Here is a 21,859-nt window from a genome sequence, read left to right on the forward strand (position 1 = left end):
ATGGATCATGTCCTTTCCGCGCTCCAAGCGCGCCTCGGCACCCTGTTCGGCGACCGCCTGGTCGTGCTCGCGGGCGGCACTCGGTTGAGTAGTCGCGCCGGTGAACTGCACCAGCTCGGCGCCCGCCATACGCTCGTGCTCTCGACGGACGACCACGCGCCGCTGTACGACTCCGAAGTGGCCCGCTGGGTGCCGCTCGGCATCGCCGGCGGGTTCGTCGCGGTCGAGCAGAACCGGCTCACCAAACTGCTCACCTCGCCCAACCGCAAGGTGCGCGAGGTGCTGGAGGACTTCGACCCGCGCGGCGAGGCGCTGGTGATCAGCACCCCGTACGTGCACACGCCGGAGTTCGCGGGCCGGCCGGTGCTCAACGCCCGCCGCCCCGAATGGGTGGAGTTGGAGAACAAGACCACCATCGACGGGCTGTGGGACGAGCTGTCCGCGCCACGCGCGCCGGCCGTCGTGCTCGACCTCGACTTCGAGGGCCTGTGGGCGGCGACCCAGCGCCTCGACCGCGGCGCGGGCGTCGTGTGGTCCGGTGACGGTCCCGCGATCAACGGCGGCGCGAACTTCGTCCGCCGCGTCCGCGACCGGCAGGAAGCGCTGGACGCCTTCGAGGTGCTCGCGCCCAAGTGCGATTTCGTCCGGGTGATGCCGTTCCTGGAGGGCATCCCGGTGAGCGTGCACGGGATAGTGTTCCCGGACGGCACCGCGGTGCTGCGGCCGATCGAGATGGTCGTGCCGCGCCGTGCCGGCCAGGCCCGGTTCCTGTACGCGGGCTGCGCGTCCTACTACGACCCACCCGCCCGGATCCGCGAGGAGATGCGGAACCTGGCCCGCCGGGTCGGCGAACGGCTGCGCGAGACCGTGGACTACCGCGGCACGTTCACCCTCGACGGCATCGCCACCGCCGACGGCTTCCTGCCCACCGAGATCAACACCCGGTACGGCGGCGCGATGGTGTGCTTCGAGGACGCCCTCCCGCAGCTGCCGCTGGCCCTGGTGCAGGTCGCCCTGGTCGCCGGGCACGACCTCGGCGTGTCGTCCATCGAGTTCGAGGAGCTGCTGGTCTCGGCCGCGGACGACTACCGGCACGGTTCGGTCGGCGCGAACGTGCGCGCGGTTCACCCGACCGAGGTGGTGGAGCGGTCGATCGTGTTCACCGAGTGGTCGTGCCGGTTCGCGCACCCCGACGAGGCGCCGCACGGCGTGCTGCGGCTGCGCCCGTCGCCGCTGGGCGCGCGGCTGGAGCTGGACTTCTACGCCGACCAGCTGCCGCTCGGCCGTCCCGTGGTCGCGCTGACCGTGGCCGCGTTCGCATTGGCCGACCAGGAGTGGGGCACCGCGCTGGGTCCGCTGGAGCCGGCCGTGCCGATCGCCGACGAGGAGGCCGCCGCCGCGGTCGTGGAGCCTGCCGCCGTCACAGCATGACCGTCGTCACGGCGTGACCGCCGTCTCGTTTTCCTAGCCGTGATCGAACGCGGAGTCTCCGTAGGCGGCTAGGAAGGCGTACCGGTAACCCATGAGCTGCACGGTCACGCCGGGCGGCTGGTTGGGCGGGTACTCGCCCGCCTCGTACGCCCGCAACACGTCCGGGTGACCTTGCGCGGTCACGTACGCCCACACGTCGTCGGACTGCTCGCCCTGCAGCAGGTGCAGGGCCACCGACGCGGCCTCCTCCAGCATCTGCGGGAACGTGCCGGCGAACGCGATGCCGTGCGCGACGTCCGCGACGTGCTTCGGCGCCACCTCGGGCACCGCGATGGCCAGCGCCATCGAGCACGCGACCTCGGCGCCGCCCAACGCCTCGAACACCTTCGGCGCGTCCTTCTCCACCGCGTACCGGGTCTCCGTGATCCAGTCCGGTTCGAGCCGGGGCAGTTCGCGGCGCAGCGAGTTCCACCGGCGGCGGGTCCGCTTGCCCTCCGCGGTGAACCCGGCGCCCGCCAGGGCCATCGCGGCGAGCAGGAAGATCACCCGATCGCGCACGTCGCCGGGCACCTTGTAGGACGCGCCGAGCTCCACCAGGAACGGCACGGCGTGGGCGCTGGCCTCCGAGACCGTGTCGTCGTCCAGCAGGCGCTGTTCGAGCGCGGCGCACGCGGTGAGGTCACCGTCCGCCGCTCCGCGCAACAGCTCGTCCACGCCGCGCCCGCGGCACAGCTCGGTCCACGGCACCTTGTCCAGACCGCGCAACGGATCCGGTCGTCGCCAGGCGGGTGGCAGATCCATGTCGCGCAAGTTACGTGATCGAGGCCGCCGAGCGGGATCACTCGCCGGAGGGGCGCGTGACCACCGTACGATCACGCGGTGCGCGGACCCACCTTCAAAGTCGTCGACCTGTTCTCCGGCGCCGGTGGCATGAGCCTCGGCTTCCAAGCGCACCGGGACTTCACCATCGTCGGCGCCGCGGACGCGCAGATCGGCAAGCCGTCGTCCCGCCTGGGGTCGTTGCGCTGCAACGGGATCTACCGGGACAACATCGGCGTCGACCCGTTGCAGGTGGACCTCGGCCGGCTCGACCCGGCCGTGCTGCGGCAGGTGTGGGGTCTCCAGCGGGGTGAGCTGGACGTGCTGGTGGCGTGCCCGCCGTGCTCGGGCTTCACCCGGATCGCGCCGGCCAACCACCTGCGTGACGACCCGCGCAACTCGCTGGTCGGCCGGGTCGCCGCGTACGTGGCCGAGTTCCGGCCGCGGGTGCTGCTGCTGGAGAACGCGCGCGAGCTGGTCAAGGGCAAGCAGCGGCACCACCTGGACGGGCTGGCCGAGCAGTTGCTCGCCATCGGGTACGAAGTGGACGCGAGCACGCACATGCTGTCCCGCTTCGGTTTGCCGCAGCTGCGCGAGCGGGCGATGGTAGTGGCGGTGGACGCGGGCGTGCCGCTGCGCACGTTGGAGGACCTGTGGCAGGGCTGGGAGGTCCGGCCGGGTGCGGTGACCGTGCGGCGGGCCATCGGCAAGCTGCCGTCGGTCGCGGCCGGTGAGGCGCACCCGGAGGACTCGATGCACGTGTCGCCGTCGTTCCGGCGGGACCGCTCGCTGGACCGGATGCGGGCCATCCCCGCCGACGGCGGGTCGTGGGGCGACCTGGTCGGTTCGGCCGCGGAACTGCTGCTGAACCCGGCGCAGCGCAAGATCATCGAAGAGGGCAAGTGGGGCTCGCACCCGGACGTGTACGGCCGGATGTGGTGGGACGAGCCCGCGCGCACGATCAAGCGGGAGTGCGGGCACGTCGGCAACGGCCGTTACGCGCACCCCGAGCAGCACCGGTTGTGCACGGTGCGGGAGATGGCGTTGCTCCAGGGGTTCCCGCGCAAGTTCCGGTTCGACGTTTCGGTGATCGGCAACGCGTACCGGCACCTGGGCGACGCCGTGCCGCCGCTGATCTCGTTCCAGCTGGCGGCGTTGGTGAAGTGGATGCTGACCGGGCAGCCGCCCACGGCGCGCGATTTGTGCCTGCCGGGCACGTCTTTGCGGGTTGGCGATATCCGACCGGTCACGCCGTCCGCTCTCGTGGCGTAGATCACCGTTTGACAACGGTGTGGCGTCGAAAGCAGGTCGGCACTTATTACGTGTGTTCCACAGTGGACCCTCTGATCTGCGGAAATGTAGGGGTCGCGGTGAATGCGAGTCCGTTTCGACCGAAGTCGAAACACATGTCCGCATTGGCCTCTCGACGACGCGTCAAGGCTGTTGATCATCCACTGTAGACTGTCCACCTGCGTTTTAGCAGGTAGTACACGGTCCAACACAATGTGTCACCCGATCCCGGATCGGGTTAACTCGATCGGATAGTGTTCGGCCGATTCCCTGTCGTTTCGGTGATGGGGCGCTCAGCCGAGTAGCTCCCCGAACGGCACGGACCGCCGCCTTGAACCACACCAACGGGCTACCCTCGCGAGCCTCAAGGAGAAACATGGCTTCCCGGTCGACCCTCAAGCGCCTCGGCGCTGCGATCCTCGGCGCCGGCCTCGTCCTGGTAACGGCACTGCCCGCTGCCGCCGACAAGCCGAAGGTCGAGCCCTTCGACGGTGCCGACGAGCCCGGCATGGGCATCTACCTCGAGCGTGACGGCAACCTCCTCGACGGTGACACCGGAAAGAACGGCGACCAGCCGTTCAACGCCAGCCTGATCGGCCTGCGGCTCATCGACGGCAGCGAGAGGGAAACCGCCAAGGCGTACTGCGTCGAGCTGCCGACGCCGCTCGAGGACGGCAAGCCGCTCGAAGAGGTGCCGTGGGGCGAGCACCCCAACCCGGACACCAAGTTCAAGCAGAACGCGGCCAAGGTCAACTGGGTGCTCCAGAACAGCTACCCGGCGCTGGACATGGAGAAGGCGTTCGAGCAGTACGGCATCCCGAAGGACAAGGACAACAAGAAGAGCATCCTGATCGCCGGAACGCAGGCTGCCGTTTGGCACTTCAGCGACGGCGTGACCCTGCGCAAGGACGACTCGACCGGCGAGGACGAGAACATCGGCGACAGCAACGTCGACGAGCTCGTCTACAAGGTCTACGAGTACCTCACCACCAAGGCCGTGGACGAGGCCGAGCCGAAGCCGACCCTGTCGATCGACCCGGGCGAGCTGACCGGCAAGGCGGGCGGGAAGATCGGCCCGTTCACCATCGCCACCACGGCCACCGAGGCCGTGCTGACCGCCGACCTCCCGGCCGGCGTCACGCTGGTGGACAAGGACGGCCAGCCGCTCCAGGTCGCCGACGAGGGCGCGGTGGGCGCCGCCTCCACGGTGAACGTCGCCGAGGTGTGGGTGAAGGTCGACGAGGGCGTCGAGCCCGGCGAGGTCGAGTTCACCGTCGAGGCCAGCGCCAAGCTGCGCAGCGGTCGACTGTTCGTGTCGAGCGACCGCAACCAGAAGACCCAGTCGCTGGTGATCGCCACGTCCGAGAACTTCCCGGTCAAGGCGACGGCGAAGGCCAAGTGGGTCGAGGGCACCGTCGTGACCACCACGACCGAGGCGACCCCCACCACGACGACGACCACCACCACGACCGAGGCTCCGGTCACCAGCACCACGGTTCCGGCTGGTGGCGGCGGTGAGGACGACCTGGCCAACACCGGTGCGTCCATCTTCGTGCCGCTGCTGATCGGCCTCGGCCTGCTGGGCGCGGGCGCCGGCGCGCTGCTGTTCCTGCGTCGCAAGCGCACTGCCTGATCTTCCGATTGATCGACCGGAACGGCCCTCTGGGACTCCCAGGGGGCCGTTCCGGCATGCCCCTGGGGACACGAGGGCGATTCGGGTAGCCTGCGTCAGGAGTGCGAAGGAGCACCATGAACTTCGACGAGATCAAGAACAAGGCGTCCGAACTGCTCGAGGAGAACCACGAGACGGTCGATGCGGGCATCGACCAGGCCGCCGAGTTCGTCGCAGGCAGGTTCGGCCACGAAGACCAGGTCAAATCGGTGGCCGAAAAGGCCAAGGACTTCCTTCCGGGTGGAGAGTGAACTCGTTCAACACGGCTGAGCGGGTGTCCGGTGAATCCCGTTCCGCAGCCGCGCAGATGGTGACCTGGCAGGGCTACGACGTGCCCAGGCTGGAGCAGGTTCGGTTCCTGCTCTCGGAGCGCAAGCTCCGGGCCTCGGGACGGTTGGTGACCGCCGGTCCGTCCGAGCAGTTCAGCGGGTCGTTCGAGGTGTCGGTGGGTGAGACCGGTGCGGTCACCCGCCTGCTGCTGCGGACGTCCACGGTGTCGGAGGAGCGGCAGATCTCGGTCAGCCGTTCGTCGGAGGGCATCTGGCTGGTCGACTCGGGTCAGGGTGCGGAGCGCGCGGACTTCGACGGCGCGGTGGACGTGGACGTGCAGTTCGCGGTCCTGTTCAACGCCATCCCGATCCGCAGGCTCAACCTCCAGCACGAGGAAGGCGACCACGAGATCCCGGTCGTCTACGTGACCCTGCCCGACCTGTCGGTCCAGCTGGTCCGCCAGCGCTACCGCACGGTGTCCCTCGGCGAGGACCGCTCGGTCGTCTCCTTCACGCACGGCGAGTTCGAACAGGACATCACCGTCGACCGAACCGGCCTGGTAGTCGACTACCCCCGCATCGCCTACCGGATCTGATCGCGGCGTAAGGCCCCTCGAACAGCGCGAAGCCCTGGCTCCCGCCGTCCGACGGGCCTACCAGGGCTCACTTCCTCGGTCGAGCGACCGAGGCTGACCGCAGCTTATCGATTGCGTGCCTGATGACGCAGTCGCTGGATCGGGCGATCCAGGTCCCGTGAGGGGATCTGATCACCACATCGGGCGAGCAATCGTTGCCCGTCGTGCGAGCACGCAACGATCGTTGGGTGAACGCACACGTCTTCGTCGATGAGTCCAATCGATCCAGCTACCTGCTGGTAGCGGCGTACATACCGATCCGGCGACTCGTGTCGATTCGTGCGCTCATGCGCAGCCTGTGCTTCTCCGGCGAGCGGCGCGTGCACTTCCAGGCCGAGAGTGACAACCGTCGTCGCAAGATCATGTCTCGACTGCTCGAACAACCGCTTCAAGTCCGCGTCTACACCGGTCGCGGCCCCAAGGACGCGATCCGTGCCACCTTGCTGCGCGAACTGGTGGCGGAGGTGCTGGACGCGGGTGTCCAGCGGCTGGTGATCGAGTCGCGTGGCCTCGCGCGCGATCGTGACGACCGCCGCGAGATCGTCGGAACCATCCAGCGACTTCGCGCGCCGAGCGACGCGCTCGCTTATGAGCACTTCCAACCCCACGAAGATCCGGCGCTGTGGATTCCCGATGCCGTGGCGTGGTGCTTCGGTGCGGGGGGCGACTGGCGGCGTCGGGTCGAACCGCTGATCGACAAGGTGGTCGACGTCGGTCACCTGTACCGCAAGGGGGTCTGAACAGCGCGAAACCCGGGCGCCCGTCGTCCGGCGGGATCCTGCCCGGGTTCACTTCCTCGGCCTAGCGGCCTCGGCTGGTGTCGAGCTTAGCAAGTCACCGCTGATTCACGCTGTCGCTCGATCAGGCGATCTCGCACTTGACGGCGATCGCCATCCCCTGGCCGACCCCCACGCAAGCCGCCGCCACGCCGATCCCGCCGCCACGTGCGCGCAGGTGCCGGCACAGGTCGACCACGACCCGGGGCAGGGAGGCGCCCAACGGGTGCCCGTACGCGATCGCCCCGCCGTGCACGTTCACCTTGTCCCGTTCCACCTCGGGCAGGTGGTGCAGCACCGACAGCGCCATCGCCGCGAACGCCTCGTTGATCTCCCACAGGCCGATCTCGGCCGGGTCGATCTTCAGGCGCTCCAGCAGTTTCCGGATGGCGGAAACCGGGGCCAGGGTGAACCGCTGCGGCTCCTCCGCCGTCACCGCCGAACCGAGGAATTCAGCCAACGGTGTGATCCCCAACGTGGACGCCATCTCCTCCGTCCCCATCAGCACCGCCACCGCACCGTCGTTCAACGGCGACGAGTTGCCCGCCGTCACCGGCCCGCTCTCCGAGAACGCCGACTTCAGCTTCCTCAACCGCTCCGCCGACGCCTCCGGCCGGACGGACTCGTCCCGCCGCACCGGCGAGTCGTTCGGCAGCTGCACCGGGAACGCGAACCCGTCGTGCACCCCCGCGTCCCACGCCGCCGAAGCCCGCCGATGAGACCGCAGCGCGAACTGGTCCATCTGCTCCCGCGTGATACCCAGGCCCACCGCGACGTCCTCCGCCGCACGCCCCAGCGGCACGGTCCACTCGGCCTTCATCCGCGGGTTCACCAGCCGCCACCCCAGCGCCGTCGACACCGACTCCAGCCGGTCGGCGAACGGCTTGTCCGGCCGCGGCACCACGAACGGCGCCCGCGTCATCCCCTCCACACCACCGGCGACCAGCAGCGAAGCGTCCCCGAGCGCCAACGTCCGCGCCGCCTGCACGATCGCCTCACCGCCCGACGCGCACAGCCGGTTCACCGCCACCCCCGGCACCGACGTCGGCAGCCCGGCCAGCAGCGCCGCCATCCGCCCGATGTTCCGGTTCTCCTCGCCCGCACCGTTGGTGTTGCCCAGCACCACGTCCTCGATCAACGCGGGGTCCATCGACGGGTGCCGGCGCAGCAGTTCCACGATCGGCAGCGCGGCCAGGTCGTCCACGCGCACGCCGGCCAGCCCACCGCGGTACCGGCCGAACGGGGTGCGGGCGGCGTCGAGGACGAGGGGGCGCGACATGCACCCCATCTTCTCACCGGCCGACGAAGAACGGGATGTAAGCCGAGGTGGGGCTGGTCTCGGCGGACGTGCCGAACATCCGGACCTCGATCATGTGCGGCCCGAGGGACATCTCGCCGGTGTTCAGCGCGAACCGGTACCGCCCGGCGATCCCGGGCCCTCCGGACGCGGTCGGCACCACGGCCACCCGCTCGTCGTCCACCCGCACGCTGAACCCGGCCAGCCCGGCCAGCGCCACCCCCGGCTGCCCTTCCAGCTCCAGGTCGAACACCATCCGCCCGCGCTGCACCGCCGCACCCTCCGGCACGGTCCGGCCGCTCGCGTCGAGCACCGTGCCGCTCGCCCGCGCCAACTCCGGCTCTTGATCGAGCAACGGCATCGGGCGGGTGAACGGCGGCGGATCAGGGACCGACCCGGTCAGCTCCAGGTCGACGTGCGTCGCCTGCACCCGCAGCCCGGTCAGCAACGTGACGACCAGGTTCCCCGCCGCGCCGATCCGCAACGCCTCCACCGGCAGGTCCGCCACCAGCGGGTACGCCACACCGGGCCGCCACGGCGCCCCCGCCAACGCGGGCCGCAGCGGCACCACGACCCCCGCCGCCGACAAGCTGAACGACGGCGCTTCCGGTGACGTGTCCGAGTGCAGCAACGCCATCCGCAACTGCCCGCCGGTCACACCGGGCAACGACTCCACCGGCCCGGGGGGAGGAGTGGACACCGCGACCGCGACCGCGACCGGCGGCCCCGGCACCCAAGCCGGCGCCGCCGCCTCCACCGCGTCGAACGCGATCAGGCTGACCGCCGCCCGCTGCCCGGTCGGCCCGGAGACGGACACCAGCGCCGTCGCCTCACGCCACCCCGGCACCGCCGGACTGGTCGCCACCACGTCACCGTCGAACACGACCCGCGCGCCGTCACGCCGCAGCACGAGTTCCCACCGGTGGCTGATCCCCGTCTCCAACGCGGGCACCGCGCGCACCGTCGAGGTCGGCGTCCCGGCGGGCACGACCACCTGCACGGACGTCGTCCCGGCACTCGTCGCCACCCGCAGCCGCACCGTGTCCGGCGGCAACGCGTCACCGCTGACCAGCGACACCGGCCCCGGCACGAGGTCCAGCATCAGCTCGCCGTCAGCGCCGGGCGCGTCGGTCTCCACCACGAACCGGCCGAGCTCGTCGGCGTCGTGGAGCACGAACGGCGTCCGCGACCGCAACGTCGCCGGCGCCGCCGCGCAGTTGCTGGTGAGCACCAACCGCCGCCCGTCCTCGTCCTGACCGGGCGCGGCCCGTGCGCAGTTGCCCCGGGACACCAGCCGCCACCGCGTCGGGTCGGGCGCGTCGGACTGGTCGAACCGGTCCTCCAACGCGTAGTCGTCGGCGGGGAGCCCGTGCGGTGTCCCCGAGGACTTCGCGGGTGCGGACCGCTGCCCGAACGCGTCCACGGCGTACACCTCGACCACGTACGCTTGCTCGTCCTTCAGCCCGTCGATCTGGATGACCGGCTGCGTGATCAACCTGCCGTGGTCGAGCCGGTCCGTGCCCCACCGCACCTCGTAACCGGGCGCGTCGCCGGTCCACCGCAGCTGCAACCGCCGAGGTCCGGACGACACGGTCAACCCGCGGGGCTGCTCCGGCGGCGGCCCGGCGGTGGGCACCAGCACGCCCTCGGCGGCGTACGGCTCCAGTGACGTCGGAGGCGGCGCGGACACGCTCGTCGCGGTGATCGGATCGCCGACGCCGGTGGTCCGCAGCACCGCGATCACCCCGCCGAACAGCACCACACCGGCGGCGATGAGGGCGATCCGGCGACGGTCCATGGCGTCAAGCTAGGTCGCGCGGTGATCAGCGTCACTACGTTGTTGCGGACCCGAGACCAACGCGGACCTACAAGGGTCGGATGTCGAAGGTCTGCTCCTGCGATCGCACCTCTCGGCGTTCGTCCACCGGGAGTACCCGCACCGCGAACTCGTGACGTCCCGTCGGCACGTCGTCCAGGCTCACCAGGAACTCGTGCCGCCCGCCCGCCGACCCGTTCGTGGGCAGCACGGCGATCCGGTCACCGTCGAGATCCACCTCCAGGCCCTTGATCGCGGCGATCTCGCGCACTTCCGCGTGGGGCAGCTCGACCGTCACGCGTGCCTTGCCGCCTCGCGGGAAGTTCGCGCCGCTCGCGGACTCGTGCAGCACGGACAGCGTCGGCGCGGGCACCCGCGGGTCGGGGTGCGCGCGGTCGGTGAGCCGGGGCAGCGGACGGCGGGTGTCCTGGCCGTCGGCGACGACGACGTGCGACTCGTACACGGTGACGTTGCCGTCGGAACGCAGCCGCAGCTTGGGGTTCGAGTCCGGTGACGGCAGCGGGAAGTCGGCGTAGACCACGGACGCGCGGGACGGGTGGAGCTCCTGGTTCGGCGTCATGAACACCGCCGGCGCGGATCGCGTGCCCAGCTCCACGGTGATCGGCGCGGTCCGTTCGGCCACCACGGACGCGACCACGCGCACCGAGGACGCGTTGTGCAGCACCGGGTCCGGCAGGTTGCCCATGGACGCCGCGCCGCCCTCCCTGACGCTCGGCCCGAGCGTCACCACGGCCGCGGGCACGGGGCTGTCCGGCGCGCCGCCCATGGCGAACGTGTCCACCAGCGTGTGCTGGGCCTGGCGGAACACCAGGCGTGGCCGGGCGACCGTCCACGGCACCGTCCCCGGTGCACTCGCGACCTCGACGCCGTCGCGCAACGCCACCACCCGGTCGGGCCGCACGCGCAGCTCCCAGCGGTGCCGGACGCCCGGCGTCGGCGGCGGGAACGTGCCGGTGACCAGGTCGGCGGCCGGCACGCCGCCGCCCACGTCGAAGTACGCGTTGAACGGCGTGACGCGCAGGACGACGGCGCCCGGCGGGAACGGTTCGACCAGGTGACCCAGGTCGTGGAACGGCTCGGGCACCAGGGCGATCCTCAGCTCGCTGTCACCGCGCCCGTGGCCGATCGGACCGTCGGTGGTGAGCACGACCCGGCCGACCGCGCCGTCCCCGGCGGGCATGCCGAGCCGCACCGGCACGTTCGACTGCAGGTCGACGCGGTCGCAGGTGATCTCCAGCCGCTTGCCGTTGAGCGGGCGCAGGCCGAGGCAGTCGGTGTTGCCGCCGTCGAAGACCCGCCACCGGCGCGGGGCCAGCGCCTCCGGGCCGTCGAACAGGTCGATCGGCATCACCAGCCCGGCGAGCCACGCGTCGTTGTACAGGAGCCGGGGCACGGCCCGCGCGGTGGCGGGTTCGGACCGGTTGCCCATCGCGTCGAGCGCGCGGACCTCGACCTCGACGTCGGCGTTCGCGTCCAGGTCGCTCAGCTCGGTCTCGGTGCCCTGCACCAGGCGGGTCCGGCCGCCCCAACGGACTTCGAAGCCGCCGTAGCCGAGGCCTCCGGTGGCCGTCCAGTTCGCGCGCAGGCTGGTGCGGTCGAGGGCGGTCAGGGTCAGGTCGGAGGGTGTGACCAGCCGTTGGGTGTCGGGGACGTACTCGACCTTCTCGTCCAGGAACCGCTCGAACGCCCGCGGCGGCGGGGGAGCGGATTCGTTGCGCAGCACCACGACCGCTCCGCCGAGGAGCGCGAGGCCCCCGACCACGGCGATGAGTTTGCGACGCTGCACCGGTGAACCCTATGGGGTGCGCGCGAGTGCGGTTGTGCCGTTCAGACCAACGATCCGGCCTCCGCGTGAACCGAGGTCGCGCAGGGTCCGCAGGGCGTCGGGCGCGGTCAGGTCGATGGTCAGATCGGTGTGCTCGGGCTGGTTCTGCAGCGCCAGGCGGGCGGCGTGACCTGCTTCGATGGTCTTGGCCAGACCGCCGGTCGAGGCGAGCGAGCCGCGGGCCGCGCCGAGCCTGCCCAGCGCGTCGTCCACCGCGTCGAGGAGCGCGCTTCGGTTGCCCTCGCACATCGCGCGGACCAGTTCCGGTCGGCTGCCGGCGACGCGCGTGCCGTCGCCGAACGAGCCCGCGGCCAGCGACAGGGCCAGCGGTCCGCCGTCCGCGCCGACGCTGGCCAGCACGGCGGCGAGCAGGTGCGGCAGGTGCGAGATGCGGGCCACCGCGGCGTCGTGTGCCAGGGCGGTGGTGGGGACGACGTGCGCTTTCGCGGCCAGGGCGAGTTCGGTGACGTCGGTGAGGACGTCCAGGTCGGCGTCGTCCTCGGCGGTGACGACCCAGGCGGCGTTCTCGAAGAGGTCGGCGCGGCCGGCGGGCCAGCCGGAGGCGGACGTGCCCGCCATGGGGTGGCCGCCGACGTACCGGGCGTGCGGCGCGACCCGGTCGACCAGGTCGGCGACCGGGCCCTTGACGCTGACCACGTCGGTGAGCCGGACGCCTTCGGGGAGGGCGCGCAGCACTTCTTCCACAGCCGGCAGCGGAACGGCCACGACGACGAGCGCGTCGTGTACGCGCGCGCGTTCGAGTGCCGTGGCGAGGTCGACCACGTCGTAGCCGTCCTGCCCGGCGGCCTCGGCGTCCTGGACCGAAGCGGTCGCGCCCCAGGTCACGCGCCCCGCGGCGGCTGCCGCGCGCAGCACCGAACCACCGATCAACCCGAGCCCGACCACGCAGACGCTTCGCACGGCGCCCATCCTGCCGGCGCGGACCCCTACCCCCTATTTGTCCACAGGACAGGAGTTGTCCACAGATCGCGGAACGCCCATCGCGTTCCCCTCGCCGCCCCGGCAAGGTCGAGGCCATGAACACCACCACAGCCCCGACCCGGCCGCACCTCCGGACGCGCCTGACCCGGCCTACCCGGCTTACCGCAAGGCGTCCAACGCGAACGCGGTGTAGACGACGACTCCGTGCTCCATGGCGGCTTCGTCGAAGAGCACCCGGCTCGAGTGGTTGGGCTCCGCCTGGGCCAACTCGACCCCACGCGGGCACGCGCCGAGGAAGCCGATCGCGCCCGGCACCCGTTGCAGCACGTAGGAGAAGTCCTCGGCGCCCATCAACGGGTCTTCCATGTGGCCCGCCCAACGCGCGCCGAGGGCCGCCGTCGTGACGTCCACGACGTGCGGGCCGACGGCGGCGTCGTTCACCGTGACCGGGTAGCCGGGCACGATCTCCACTGCGGCCGTGCAGCCGTGCGCGGCGGCCACGTGCTTGGCGACCTGCTGGAGCTCGCGGTGCACGAGCTTCCTCGTGTTCTCGGACAGCGTCCGGATGGTGCCCTCGACCAGGGCCGTCTCCGGGATGATGTTGGTGGTCGTGCCCGCGACGATCTTGGTGACGGAGACCACGGCGGGCTGGTGCACGCTGATCCGCCTGGCGACCATCGTCTGGAGCGCGCCGACCATGGCGGCGGCCGACGGCACGGGGTCGGTCGTGTCGTGCGGGATGCCGCCGTGACCACCGCGGCCCTTCACGGTGATGTGGAAGGTGTCCGCCGAGGCCATCGTGGGGCCGGAGCGGGAGACGACGACGCCGGACTGGAGCGTCGAGGTGATGTGCAGGGCGAACGCCTTCTCCACCGGCGTGCCCGCCGCGTCCAGCACACCCTCGTCGATCATGTGCCGGGCGCCGTGCTGGCCCTCCTCGCCGGGTTGGAACATGAACACGACCTGACCGGCCAGTGCCTCCCGGCGGGAGGACAGCAGGCGTGCGGAGGAGGCGAGCATCGCGACGTGCGTGTCGTGACCGCAGGCGTGCATGGAGCCGTCGATCTCGGAGGAGTAGGCCAGGCCCGTCTCCTCCTGGAGCGGCAGCGCGTCCATGTCGCCGCGCAGCAGCACGGTCGGTCCTGGCTTGCCGCCGCGCAGCACCGCGGTGACCGAGCTGCTGGACGTGCCGGTGGTCACCTCGACGGGCAGGCCGGACAGCGCGTGCTTGATCGCGGCCTGGGTCGCGGGCAGGTCCAAACCCTGCTCCGGGTGCCGGTGCACTTGCCGTCGCAACGCCACTGTCCTGGGCTGGAGGGCTCGGGCGGCCTCCACCAACCCGGTGAACCGGGGTTCGGGGGCGGTCGTCTGGGCGTTCGGCAGAGTTGTGCTCATCCCTCGATAGTGGCATCGCACGGCCCCGCGTGCCTGTAGCCGAGGCCCCCGTGCTACCGGGTGCACGGGTGTGGCCCTACGGTGTGCACATGGCACACCAGGAGCCGGTCAACGGCTTCGCTGTCGCGGTGGTTCGTGAAGACGGCCGCTGGCGGTGCAGCAAGATGGACAGCTCAGCGCTGTCGGAGCTCGACGCGGCCATCACGGAACTGCGCCAGCTGCGTTCGACAGGTGCCGTCTTCGGGTTGCTGGCGGTGGACGACGAGTTCTTCATCGTCCTGCGCCCGGTGCCCGGCGGGGTGTCCCTGCTGCTGTCCGACGCGGCCGCCGCACTCGACTACGACATCGCCGCCGACGTCCTCGACCTCCTGCGGGTGGACCCGCCGGACGAGGAGGACGACGAGCTGTGGCCGGAGGGTGACCTGGCGGTGCTGGCCGACCTGGGCATGCCGCAGCACGAGATGCAGGTGATCGTGGACGAGGTCGACCTCTACCCCGACGAGCAGCTGCAGATGATCGCGCAGCGCTGCGGCTTCGGCGACGAGTTCACCAAACTGCTGGACAGCATCCAGGCGTGACGGGCCGAGTGCGGGACGAGGACCTGGTCGAAGCGGCCCTGGAGGTCGCCGCCCTGGCGCCGAGAACCGGCGACATCCCGATCGGCGCCGTCGTCTACGGACCGGACGGCGCCGAGTTGGCCAGAGCCTGCAACGCCAGGGAAGCCCTCGGCGACCCGACCGCGCACGCCGAGGTCCTGGCCCTCCGCGCCGCCGCCGCGGCCTACGGCGACGGCTGGCGGCTGAACGGCTGCACCCTGGCCGTGACGGTCGAGCCGTGCACGATGTGCGCGGGCGCCCTGGTCCTGGCACGAGTGTCACGCGTCGTCTTCGGAGCCTGGGAACCACGCACCGGCGCGGTCGGCTCCCTGTGGGACGTAGTCCGCGACCGCCGCCTCAACCACCGACCGGAAGTGGTCGGCGGCGTCCTGGAAGAGCGCTGCGCCGCCCTGATGGAGTCGTTCTTCGCCGACATGTGATGCCGTGCGCGGTTCTGTGTCGAGCCCGTGACCAGCCCCGACGTCACCGGCCACCCCCTGTTGGGCCCGAGGGTGACGGTCTTGTATTGTTCTCGGCGGTGGCGTGTCCGAGCGGCCGAAGGAGCACGCCTCGAAAGCGTGTGAGGTGCAAGCCTCCGTGGGTTCAAATCCCACCGCCACCGCAAGTCAGAGCCCCGCTCACCACCAGGTGAGCGGGGCTCTTCCGCGTCCGGTCCCGGGTTTGAGGCGAAAGAGGGTCCATGGCGTCACCGGCTGCCGACCAGGCCTACCAGCTCGTGCTCCGCGACCACATCCGCCCGTTGCTGAAAGCCGAAGGCTTCCGCGGCTCCTCGACCACCTGGCGACGTGAGTCCGAGCGCGGCGACTGGGCGATCGTGAACCTGCAGAGGTCCCGGCAGGCCGGCCGCGACGGCATCTGGTTCACCGTCAACCTCGCGGTCGTCTCCCGCCCGTGGTGGGAGTGGATCAACGAGTACCACGGGCAGCGCCCCCTGCTACCCCGCGAAGCCTCCGGCTACTGGCGGACCAGGCTCGACGCGCCCGACGCCCTGTCGGCCGGCTACCGGTTCTGGTGGGCCGTCCACGACACCGCCTCGGCCCGCGCCTGCGGCCAGGACGCCGCCCGACAACTCGCCCGGACCGGCATCCCGGACCTGCTCGGCCGCCTGCCCCGAAGCGCCCAGTTCGCGTCCGCACGCGCCGGTCGCTTCCAGGGCGTTCCCCGCCGGTGGGATCAACGCGTCCCGCTCGCGATCCTGCTCGCCGACGACGGGCCCAGCCCCGAACTCGATCGACTGGCCGCCGATCTGGAGAGCGAAGGCGGCTACGAACAACTCGTCGCCCGGCTCCGAAACCGTTGAGCGGCACGCACACGGGCGCCGATCCGGACCTCGTCAGGTCGGGCCGGCGCCCCTGTCGTGCGGGCCGTGCCCGTGCCGGCGCTGGGAGGGCCACCGGGAGGCACGGTCATGACCCTACCCTATGGTCGAACACACGTTCGAGTGAAGGGTAAAGGTCAACAGTTAGTGACGTTGTCTACCGTCGTTCACTCGATCCGGGGAGGATGCGCGCACCCGCCAATTACCGGAGGAACCGTTGAGACCTACCACGCTGCGCGTCGGATTGGCGGTCACCGCCGCCTCGGCCGTGACGTTCGCCCTGGCCACGCCGATCCACGCGGCTCCGAGCCCGGACGCCCTCATCGCCGAGGTCTACGGCGGTGGCGGCAACTCCGGTGCGACGCTGACCCAGGACTTCGTCGAACTGGCCAACGCCGCCACGGCGCCGGTGACCCTCGACGGCTGGAGCGTGCAGTACCTGCCCGCCGGTGCGAGCGCGACCAGCCAGTGGCAGGTCACCCCGCTGACCGGGTCGGTCGCCCCCGGCGGGCGGTTCCTGATCGCGGAGTCCAAGGGCGCCGGCGGCACCGTCGAACTGCCGACCCCGGACGTCACCGGCACGATCGCCATGGGCGGCTCCGGCGGCACGATCGCGCTCGTCACCGAGACCACGCCGTTGACCTGCAAGACCGCCGCGGACTGCGCCGCCGACACGCGCATCCGCGACCTGGTCGGCTACGGCTCGTCCACCGTCGTCCGCGAAACCACGCCGACCGCCAACCCGGGCAACACGACCTCCGCCGCCCGCCCGGCGCTGACCGACACCGACAACAACGCGACCGACTTCACCGTCGGCGCGCCGACCCCGGTCAACACCAAGGGCCAGGGCCCCGGCGAACCGGATCCCGACCCCGAGCCGGAACCCGGCGACAAGCGGATCCGCGACATCCAGGGCACCACCCGCGTCTCCCCGCTGCTGGGCCAGAAGGTCAGCGGCGTGCCCGGCGTGGTCACCGCGACCCGCGCGATCGGCGACCGCGGTTTCTGGTTCCAGGACACCACCCCGGACAACGACCCGCGCACCAGCGAGGGCCTGTTCGCCTACACCGCGGGCCTCGTCCCGACCGTGGAGCCGGGTGACGAGGTGCTGGTCTCGGGCACCGTCGCCGAGTACCGGCCGGGTGGTGACGCGGCGAGCAACTCCAACCAGACGCTCACCGAGCTGACCGGCACCACGGTCACCGTGCGGTCCAAGGGCAACGCCCTGCCGACGCCGGAAACCCTGAACCCCCCGGCGGGCTACCTGCCCACCGCGGGCGGCGGCAGCGTCGAATCGCTCCCGCTCGACCCGGCGGCTTACGGCCAGGACTACTACGAGTCCCGCGAGGGCATGTACGTCCAGGTGAACGACGCCCGCGTGGTCGGACCCACGAACAGCTTCGGCGAGTCGTGGATCACCACCAACCCGACCCAGAACCCGACTCCCCGCGGCGGCACGATCTACCTCGGCTACGACCAGCCGAACAGCGGCCGGATCAAGGTGAAGCCGGGCGCCGCCGCACCGCAGACCAGCAACGTCGGCGACGTGTGGCGCGGCGCGACGGTCGGCAACGTCGAGTACACCAACTTCGGCGGCTACACCCTGGCCACGAAGGCGGTCGGCGAGCACGTGTCGGGCGGCATCACGCCGGAGGCGACGGACGCGCAGCGCACGCACGAGATGTCGGTGGCCACGTACAACGTGGAGAACCTGGCCGCCACCAACGACCAGGCCAAGTTCGACCGCCTCGCCGCGGCCGTGGTGGACAACCTCAAGAGCCCGGATGTCGTCGTGCTGGAGGAGATCCAGGACAACAACGGCGTGACCAACGACGGCACGGTGGCCGCGGACGCGACGTTCGCCAAGTTCACCGACGCCATCGTGGCCGCGGGCGGTCCGCGCTACCAGTGGCGCCAGATCGACCCGGTGAACATGCAGGACGGCGGCCAGCCGGGCGGCAACATCCGGGTGGCGTTCCTGTTCAACCCGGCTCGGGTGTCCTTCGTGGACCGCGCGGGCGGCGACGCCACCACGGCGGTCTCGGTCGTGAAGCAGCACGGACGGGCCGCGCTGTCGGTGTCACCGGGCCGCATCGCGCCCGCCGACCCGGCGTGGGAGAGCAGCCGCAAGCCGCTGGCGGGCGAGTTCAAGTTCCGCGGTCGCACGGTGTTCGTGGTCGCGAACCACTTCGCCTCCAAGAACGGCGACCAGGCCATGCACGGCCGCTACCAGGAGCCCGTGCGCAGTACCGAGGTGCAGCGCGCTCAGCAGGCCGCTCTGCTGCGCGGTTTCGTGGACCAGGTGAAGGCGGTCGACAAGGGCGCCAACGTGGTCCTCGCGGGTGACATCAACGACTACCAGTTCTCCCCGGTGGTCCGCACGCTGACCGCCGGTGGCGGCGTCGTGGCCCTGATGGACACCCTGCCCGCGAACGAGCGGTACAGCTACGTGTTCGAGGGCAACTCGCAGACCCTCGACCACATCCTGATCAGCGCCAACATCACCCGGTACCGCTACGACGTGGTGCACATCAACGCGGAGTTCGCCGACCAGGCCAGCGACCACGACCCGCAGGTCGTGAAGCTGCGCCCGAGCACGGGCAACGCGAACGTCGACCAGTTGCTGTTCCTGCTGGAGGACATCGCGGAGTGCGTGCCGCGGGCGTGAGTCCGTAGCAGCGGAAAGGCCCCCTCGGACGTGTTTGGTCCGAGGGGGCCTTTCGTTGTGCCGGCAGGGAAAACCGCCGGAGGTCAGCGCTGAGCGGGCTCAGGTGCGACGGGGCACTGCGCGTCCGCGGGCAGGTTGGCGTACTCGTCGCCGGCGAAGTAGACGGCGCTCGACCACTGGGTGCCGCCCTCCTGCCGGCCGCCGACCTGCAACCAGATGTCGTTGGTGATGCCGTAGTCCGTGACCGACTCCCCGTGCACCCAGCAGGCGACCTTCCTGCTCTGCCCTGCCACGATCGAGCCCACCGTCAGGCACGCCGTCGAAGCGCAACTCCGGACGTTGACGTCGTGCCACGCCGTGACGGTGTACAGCGCGCTGCTCGCGCCGACCTCGCCCGCGGGTGCGGCCGTTGCCGTGATGCCGCCGGTGAACAGGCCCGCGGTGGCCGCTGCCACGGCGACGGCCGTCTTGACGATCCTCATGTGTGTCCTCCCAGTGATCATGGTCGATCACTGGTTAAACGTCTTCGGCGATTCCGGAGGTTGCACCTGTCCCGACCGCGACTACGCCCGCACACGGCCAGAGCCCCGGTCACCTGACGGCGCCGGGGCTCTGGCCTGCGGAGGGTGCGGGAGGTGAACCCGTGGGGGTCGTCTCCCGGTGATCAGTTCCGAACGGGCTCAGGGGACGGGGTGGTGGGAGCGGGTTCGGGTGAGGTGGTGGTGGGCCTGGGTGTGGTGGGGACGGCTGTGGTGGTGGGCCTGGGTGTGGTGGGAATGGCTGTGGTGGTGGGCCTGGGTGTGGTGGGCACGGCTGTGGTGGTGGGCCTGGGAGTGGTAGGGGTGGCTGTGGTGGGCCTGGGCGTGGTGGTGGGGACGGGCGTGGGTGAGTCGGTGCACTGCGCGTCCACGGGCAGGTTGGCGTACTTGTCGCCGACGAAGTAGATGGCGCTGGACCACTGGGTGCCGCCGTCCTGTCTGCCGACGTTCAACCAGACGTCGTTGGTGATGCCGTAGTCCGTGACCCACTGCCCGTACGTCCAGCAGTAGACCCCCTTGGTCGTGTCTGCGGGGGTCTGGCCGATCGACAGGCACGCCGTCGAAGGACAGAGCCGGACGTTGACGTCGTGCCACGCCGTGGCCGTGTACAACGGCGGGCCGCTCGCGCCGACCTCGCCCGCGGGCGAGGCCGTGGCCGTGGCCGTGGCACCACCGGCGAACAGGCCCGCAGCGGCAGCGGCGGCGACGGCGGCCGTCTTGGTGATCCTCATGTGCGTCCTCCCAGTGATCATGGTCGATCACTTTGGAGGACGCCTCCGGCGATCACGGCGTTGCTTCGGGGCCCGAAGCCCCGAAGCGAGACCCCACACACGACAGAGCCCCGGTCACCTGACGGTGCCGGGGCTCTGGCCTGCGGAGGATACGGGATTTGAACCCGTGAGGGGGTTAACCCAACACGATTTCCAGTCGTGCGCACTAGGCCACTATGCGAATCCTCCGCCGGAGAGCCTACCGGAAGGGGGGTTGACCAGCCAAAACGGCTGGTAGGGCCGGTGCGCACGGGTGGGGAGGTGCTAGCACAGCGCTCGGTGACGACACTATTGGAGCGTCTGTTACATGGGCACGACGAGCACGAGCGGCGCCGTCTGGGGCATGTTGGCCGAGCGGTGGCGGAAGACGATCAAGGCCAAGGCACTGTCAGCCAAGACGGAGGAGCGGTACCTCGCCACGGCCCAGCGGTGGGCGAGGTGGCTCGACGAGCAGGGCCTCGACTTGGAGCCTGACGACGTCAAGGCGCACCACGTCGACGACTTCACCGCCGACATCATCGCGGCGACTTCGGCCGCCAACGGCGCACACCACTACCGCAACCTTCGGGTGTTCTTCGCGTGGCTGGCCAAGCGTGAGGAGATCACCAAGGGCAACCCGTTCGACAAGACCGAGGCACCCAACGTGCCCGAGAAGATCACCCCCTTGTTGGACGACGAGCACCACGCCGCGCTACTGCTCACCTGTGACGGGAAAGACCTTCAATCGCTGCGCGACCGGGCGATCGTCCTCCTGTTCATCGACACGGGAATGCGCGTCTCTGAACTGAACTCGATCCAGAAAGACGCGGTGGACCTGAAGACGAAGCATCTCGTGCTCGTCGGCAAGGGTCAGAAGGTGCGAGTGGTCCGGTTCGGCAACTCGACCGGGCTCGCGCTCGCCCGCTACCTCAAGGCCAGGGAAAAGCACCCGCTCGCCGACTCGCCGGCCCTCTGGCTGTCACGGCTCGCCACCAAGCCGCTCAGCATCCACGGTATCCAGACCATGCTGAACCGCCGCGGCAAGCTCGCCGGGGTGCCAGGTTCGGTGCACCCGCACCGATTCCGGCACGACTTCTCCGACCGCTGGCAGGCAAACGGCGGCAGCGAAGCCGGACTGATGGAGATTGCCGGATGGTCGTCAACGAAGATGCCCCGCCACTACGGCAAGGCAGCCAAGACGCGGCGGGCACTGGCCGAGCACGAGCGCATTTCACCCGCCGACTCGCTCGTCGCCTGATCGAGTGACATGGGCGCGCTGTGCTTGAGGTATGGCTGCCTCAACCAACCTCAATGCGGCGCAGCGCGCCCTACGCTCGTCGATCGCAGCCCATGCGTCATGGGCGGTCACTGCGGACCGAGCGGCCCGCACAGAGCCCGCTCGGCGTGCGGCGCTCGCGCGGTTCGAGGACCAGGTCGACCCGAACCGGGAACTACCGCCCGACGAACGCGAGCGGCGCGCGCTCTCGGCCCGGCGCGCGTACTTCCGTGGTCTTGCGCTCCGGAGTGCTCGATCGCGCTCACGTGGCCACGCTGGCACCCGTCTCGGTTCATCCGAGGCGTAGCAGTTCATCAAATGACGGAGGGGGTGACCACTTGGTCGCCCCCTCCGTGTTGGTTCGCGAACGTACCGCCCTAGCCCGCTGCTTTCACGGGGGATTGGCGTGAGAGTGGCCAGCTCATAGAGAAAGGTGCTCTGAGCTGCAAGGATATGGCTTGTCTAGGGCCTTGTCCGTGCGAGTTCAGGAGCACCTTTCCGGTG

The 21,859-nt window shown here is 70.6% G+C and carries 19 protein-coding genes and 2 tRNA genes; 12 read left to right on the plus strand and 9 right to left on the minus strand.

What is annotated here, in order from left to right; genetic code table 11:
• Entirely contained in the window at positions 1-1,431 is a 1,431-nt protein-coding gene (locus FM051_RS40305; protein WP_158852388.1) for an ATP-grasp domain-containing protein, read from the plus strand.
• A 33-nt stretch (positions 1,432-1,464) separates the two neighbouring features.
• Here the strand turns inward: FM051_RS40305 and FM051_RS40310 are convergent, their stop codons facing one another.
• A complete protein-coding gene (locus FM051_RS40310; RefSeq protein ID WP_158852389.1) occupies positions 1,465-2,232 on the minus strand; it encodes a hypothetical protein in 768 nt (255 codons plus the stop codon).
• A gap of 78 nt (positions 2,233-2,310) precedes the next feature.
• On the opposite strand from FM051_RS40310, the gene FM051_RS40315 reads away from it, so the two are divergent.
• The 5 genes from FM051_RS40315 (at position 2,311) to FM051_RS40335 (ending at position 6,856) form a co-directional block, all read left to right on the plus strand.
• Positions 2,311-3,522, plus strand: coding sequence for a DNA cytosine methyltransferase (locus tag FM051_RS40315; RefSeq protein WP_158852390.1), 1,212 nt, complete (start codon positions 2,311-2,313; stop codon positions 3,520-3,522).
• 394 nt (positions 3,523-3,916) lie between these two features.
• A complete protein-coding gene (locus FM051_RS40320; RefSeq protein WP_158852391.1) occupies positions 3,917-5,173 on the plus strand; it encodes a thioester domain-containing protein in 1,257 nt (418 codons plus the stop codon).
• Between the two features lie 116 nt (positions 5,174-5,289).
• Positions 5,290-5,463, plus strand: coding sequence for an antitoxin (locus tag FM051_RS40325; protein ID WP_158852392.1), 174 nt, complete (start codon positions 5,290-5,292; stop codon positions 5,461-5,463).
• On the plus strand, positions 5,460-6,077 hold the full coding sequence (locus FM051_RS40330) for a putative glycolipid-binding domain-containing protein (RefSeq protein ID WP_158852393.1): 618 nt from the start codon (positions 5,460-5,462) through the stop codon (positions 6,075-6,077). The genes FM051_RS40325 and FM051_RS40330 overlap by 4 nt, the downstream gene beginning before the upstream one ends.
• 227 nt (positions 6,078-6,304) lie before the next feature.
• Positions 6,305-6,856: a hypothetical protein gene (locus FM051_RS40335; protein WP_158852394.1), complete on the plus strand. Its 552-nt coding sequence runs from the start codon at positions 6,305-6,307 to the stop codon at positions 6,854-6,856.
• Between the two features lie 121 nt (positions 6,857-6,977).
• Here FM051_RS40335 and FM051_RS40340 read toward each other — a convergent pair whose 3' ends face one another.
• From FM051_RS40340 to FM051_RS40360, 5 genes are all read right to left on the minus strand, one after another.
• The gene (locus FM051_RS40340; RefSeq protein ID WP_158852395.1) at positions 6,978-8,171 is read right to left on the minus strand and encodes a thiolase family protein; all 1,194 of its coding nucleotides are present in this window, start codon (positions 8,169-8,171) and stop codon (positions 6,978-6,980) included.
• Between the two features lie 13 nt (positions 8,172-8,184).
• Positions 8,185-9,987, minus strand: coding sequence for a fibronectin type III domain-containing protein (locus FM051_RS40345; RefSeq protein WP_158852396.1), 1,803 nt, complete (start codon positions 9,985-9,987; stop codon positions 8,185-8,187).
• Positions 9,988-10,054: 67 nt separating this feature from the next.
• A complete protein-coding gene (locus tag FM051_RS40350; RefSeq protein ID WP_158852397.1) occupies positions 10,055-11,812 on the minus strand; it encodes a fibronectin type III domain-containing protein in 1,758 nt (585 codons plus the stop codon).
• Positions 11,813-11,821: 9 nt separating this feature from the next.
• Positions 11,822-12,772, minus strand: a complete 951-nt coding sequence (locus FM051_RS40355) for a prephenate dehydrogenase (protein WP_158852398.1) — start codon at positions 12,770-12,772, stop codon at positions 11,822-11,824.
• A gap of 180 nt (positions 12,773-12,952) precedes the next feature.
• Entirely contained in the window at positions 12,953-14,188 is a 1,236-nt protein-coding gene (locus FM051_RS40360) for a M20 metallopeptidase family protein (protein WP_158852399.1), read from the minus strand.
• Positions 14,189-14,277: 89 nt separating this feature from the next.
• Between FM051_RS40360 and FM051_RS40365 the strand changes: the two genes are divergently transcribed.
• The 5 genes from FM051_RS40365 to FM051_RS40385 all read left to right on the plus strand — a co-directional run bounded on the left by FM051_RS40365 (position 14,278) and on the right by FM051_RS40385 (position 18,791).
• The gene (locus FM051_RS40365) at positions 14,278-14,766 is read left to right on the plus strand and encodes a tRNA adenosine deaminase-associated protein (RefSeq protein ID WP_158852400.1); all 489 of its coding nucleotides are present in this window, start codon (positions 14,278-14,280) and stop codon (positions 14,764-14,766) included.
• Positions 14,763-15,224, plus strand: coding sequence for a nucleoside deaminase (locus FM051_RS40370; RefSeq protein ID WP_202919259.1), 462 nt, complete (start codon positions 14,763-14,765; stop codon positions 15,222-15,224). The genes FM051_RS40365 and FM051_RS40370 overlap by 4 nt, the downstream gene beginning before the upstream one ends.
• A gap of 97 nt (positions 15,225-15,321) precedes the next feature.
• Positions 15,322-15,406, plus strand: a tRNA-Ser gene (locus tag FM051_RS40375).
• A gap of 78 nt (positions 15,407-15,484) precedes the next feature.
• The gene (locus FM051_RS40380) at positions 15,485-16,105 is read left to right on the plus strand and encodes a DUF4304 domain-containing protein (RefSeq protein ID WP_158852401.1); all 621 of its coding nucleotides are present in this window, start codon (positions 15,485-15,487) and stop codon (positions 16,103-16,105) included.
• Between the two features lie 235 nt (positions 16,106-16,340).
• A complete protein-coding gene (locus FM051_RS40385; protein WP_158852402.1) occupies positions 16,341-18,791 on the plus strand; it encodes an endonuclease/exonuclease/phosphatase family protein in 2,451 nt (816 codons plus the stop codon).
• Between the two features lie 83 nt (positions 18,792-18,874).
• On the opposite strand, the gene FM051_RS40390 is transcribed toward FM051_RS40385, so the two are convergent.
• From FM051_RS40390 to FM051_RS40400, 3 genes are all read right to left on the minus strand, one after another.
• Positions 18,875-19,273 carry an SH3 domain-containing protein gene (locus tag FM051_RS40390; RefSeq protein ID WP_158852403.1) on the minus strand — a complete coding sequence of 133 codons (399 nt, stop codon included), beginning with the start codon at positions 19,271-19,273 and terminating at the stop codon, positions 18,875-18,877.
• 182 nt (positions 19,274-19,455) lie between these two features.
• A complete protein-coding gene (locus FM051_RS40395; protein WP_158852404.1) occupies positions 19,456-20,061 on the minus strand; it encodes a hypothetical protein in 606 nt (201 codons plus the stop codon).
• A 143-nt stretch (positions 20,062-20,204) separates the two neighbouring features.
• Positions 20,205-20,289 (minus strand) — tRNA-Ser (locus FM051_RS40400).
• A 157-nt stretch (positions 20,290-20,446) separates the two neighbouring features.
• Between FM051_RS40400 and FM051_RS40405 the strand changes: the two genes are divergently transcribed.
• A complete protein-coding gene (locus FM051_RS40405) occupies positions 20,447-21,337 on the plus strand; it encodes a tyrosine-type recombinase/integrase (RefSeq protein ID WP_158852405.1) in 891 nt (296 codons plus the stop codon).
• The last annotated feature ends 522 nt before the right edge of the window (positions 21,338-21,859 follow it).

Origin of the sequence: Saccharothrix deserti, from assembly GCF_009769385.1 — a bacterium.
Classification (GTDB): domain Bacteria; phylum Actinomycetota; class Actinomycetes; order Mycobacteriales; family Pseudonocardiaceae; genus Actinosynnema; species Actinosynnema deserti.